The sequence below is a fragment of the Microbacterium sp. ARD31 genome, from assembly GCF_031844425.1.
This window is the reverse complement of record NZ_JAUZVE010000121.1, coordinates 1-2,966: the sequence shown is the minus strand read 5'-3', so window position 1 is coordinate 2,966 and position 2,966 is coordinate 1. Positions and strand designations below refer to the sequence as shown.

3 protein-coding genes are annotated in these 2,966 nt (G+C 68.7%); 1 reads left to right on the top strand and 2 read right to left on the bottom strand.

All coding sequences use genetic code 11. From position 1 onward, the window contains the following. On the top strand, nucleotides 1–1,190 hold a 1,190-nt coding region (locus Q9S36_RS51485), incomplete at its 5' end, for a heavy metal translocating P-type ATPase (protein ID WP_311292434.1). 39 nt (nucleotides 1,191–1,229) lie between these two features. On the opposite strand, the gene Q9S36_RS51480 is transcribed toward Q9S36_RS51485, so the two are convergent. Continuing rightward, nucleotides 1,230–1,625, bottom strand: a complete 396-nt coding sequence (locus Q9S36_RS51480) for a DUF4307 domain-containing protein (protein ID WP_311292433.1) — start codon at nucleotides 1,623–1,625, stop codon at nucleotides 1,230–1,232. Continuing rightward, nucleotides 1,622–2,966: bifunctional copper resistance protein CopD/cytochrome c oxidase assembly protein (locus Q9S36_RS51475; RefSeq protein WP_311292432.1), on the bottom strand; the 1,345-nt coding region annotated here is incomplete at its 5' end. The genes Q9S36_RS51480 and Q9S36_RS51475, both read right to left, overlap by 4 nt.

The following is a 2,966-nucleotide window of genomic DNA, read 5'->3' as shown; positions in this document are numbered from 1 at the left end:
TCACCCTCCTGATCTCCTGGCTCGCGTTCGCGCAACCGTTCCCCGACGCGTTCTACCTCGCCATGACCGTGCTCGTCGCCGCAAGCCCCTGCGCCCTCGCGATCGCAACCCCGGCCGCCGTGCTGGCGGGTGTAGCCCGTGCTGCGCGTGCCGGCGTGCTCGTCAAGGGCGGCGCCCCGCTCGAGACGCTCGGACGGGTCAAGGCGATGGCGTTCGACAAGACCGGCACCCTGACCTGGGGTGCCCCCCGGGTGACGTCCGTCACGCCTGCCACCGACGTTCCCGAGACGGAACTGATCCGCACTCTGGTCGCCGTCGAAGCGCTCAGCGACCACCCGCTGGCCGAGGCGATCGTCCGCGACCTCGAGCCTCGTGTCCCCCAGACCGAGCGCCTCACCGCGACGGACCTGAACGCGGTCGTCGGGCGTGGCGTCACGGCGACGATCGACGGCGAGCGGGTCGACGTCGGCAACCTGCGCATGTTCGACGAGCAGCAGCTCGCGCTGACCGGCACGCTCGCCGACGCGTACACGCAGGCGCGGGACTCCGGGCAGACGCTGATGATCGTCCGCCGGGGCGACCGATTCCTCGGCATCGTCGGAGTCATGGATGCCTCCCGCGCGGAATCCGCCCAAGTGCTCAGCGCGCTCCGGGGCGCGAATGTGGGACAGCTCGTGATGATCTCCGGCGACAACCAGCGCGTCGCCGACGCGGTCGGCCGCGAAGTCGGCATCGACACCGCCATCGGCGAGTTGCTCCCCGAGGACAAAGTCGCTCAGATCACCCGCCTCGCCGAAACCCACCGACCGATCGCGATGGTCGGCGACGGCGTCAACGACGCCCCCGCAATGGCGCGCGCCGACGTCGGCATCGCGATGGGCGCCGCCGGCTCCACCGTCGCCCTGGAAACCTGCGACATCGCCCTGATGAGCGACGACCTCGGCCGCGTCCCGTTCGCCGTGCGGCTCAGCCGCGCCACCAGCCGCATCATCCGGCAGAACCTCATCGCCAGCCTCGCAATCGTCGCGTTCCTCATCCTCGCCACCTTCCTCGGCCTGAACATCGGCGCGGTCGTGCTCATCCACGAAGGCTCCACCCTGATCGTCGTCGGCAACGCACTCCGCCTGCTCAACTTCGAGCGCGGCAAAGAGCATCACGGTATCGACCACGAAGACAAGCCCACCGCTTGAGAGACTCAGCCGGCCCAGGCGGCGGCCTCCCTTGCGCTGCTATGTGGCCCAGCAGGATTGCACGGTGCCGGTCGTTGCCTGCGCGACGGTAGGGATGGTCTCCACGAGTGCTCGTGTGATCTCCTCGGACGCGGGGTATTCGATGACACGCCAACCGACGATGCCGAAGTCCTCATCCAGCGCCTGCACAGCACACGCGAACGACGTACCAGCGGGCGGGGTGGCCTGGAACGACACGGTCACCGTGCGCGCATCGACCAGCTCGTACCCGGTCTCGTCGAATCCGACGTCGTCAAGCGAGTTCGAGACAGTCAGCCACGAAAGCCCGGCGACAGACAGGATTGTCACCGTCGCGACGGTGACCCAGAACACGCGGCGGCGGATGGGCCGTGGGGCACGACCGTAGCGGTCGGCGAGCTCTTCCTTCGTCGTCATCTGGTGCGCCCTATCTGCGGCTGTGAGCGAGCATCGCGGTCGGCGAGCTCGGCGAGGCGTGCGTTGTATGCCTCGAGTTCGGCTTCGCCGGTGCGGTCGGCGTGCCGGTCTCGCCGCTTGGTCTCGCGGTCGTCGCTGCGGCTCCATTGGATCACGACGGTGATTGCGAGGATCAGGGTGGGGATCTCGCCGATCGACCAGGCGATGCCGCCGCCGGTGTATTGATCTTCGAGCGGTGTGGCACCCCAGGTGCGACCCATCGACCCGAACCAATCGGCGACCATCAGCCCCGACTGCATCATGATGGCGATGCCGAAGAACGCGTGCATCGCCATCACACCGATGAGCAGCAGCAGCCTGCCGGCGTAGGGAAGCCGCCACGGCACCGGGTCGATGCCGATCAGGGAGAGCGCGAACAGGTAGCCGGTGATGAGGAAATGCGCGATCATCCACTGGTGGCCGAGGTGGTCGTATAGCGACCAGCGGAACAGGTCGGTGTAGTAGAACACCCACAGTGATCCGATGAACAGGGCGGCCGCGACGAACGGGTTCGTCAGGATGCGGGCGACGGGCGAATGTACCGCCCACAGGATCCACTCCCGCCCGCCGCGGGTGCCGTCGTCGCGTTTGCGGATAGCCCGGGCGGCGAGCGTCACCGGGGCGCCGGCGACCAGCAGCACCGGGATCGCCATCGTGAGCAGCATGTGCCCCACCATGTGCATGCTGAACAGGTAGTCCTGGTAGACGTTGACGACGCCGCCGGTGACCCAGACCAGCAGCACCATGCCGGCGACCCACATGATCGTGCGATACACCGGCCACGCGTCGCCGCGACGGCGCAACCGCCACACCCCGGCGAGGTAGAAGAAGATCGCGAACCCGGCGAGCACCGCCCACAACATGTCCACGTTCCACGCGGTGACCCACCGTTCGATCGTGAGCTCCGGGGGCAGCGGGGCACCGGTGAGGCGTTCTGCCGGCGAGGGGATCTCGGGAAGCGGGGCCGGGTTCGGTGGCGGGGTGCGGGCCAGCGCTGCGGCGGCGCCGCTGGCCACACCCATCAGCGCCAGCTCGAACGCGATGAGCATCCAGAAGGGCCGGGATGCCGCGTCGGAGCTGCGCATCCTGCCGATCAGGCGGGTGCGGTACCACGCACCGAAGAGGCCGAGGCCGACGAGTGCGACGACCTTGACGCCTAGGATCGCGCCATAGGGCGAGAGCAGATCGGACCACTCCTGCAGGCCGATGGCGGCGCGCACCGTGCCGGACACGGCGACGAGCACGAACGCGGCCAGAGCGATGCTCGAGTAGCGGGCGACGACATCGGGGATGCGGCGACGG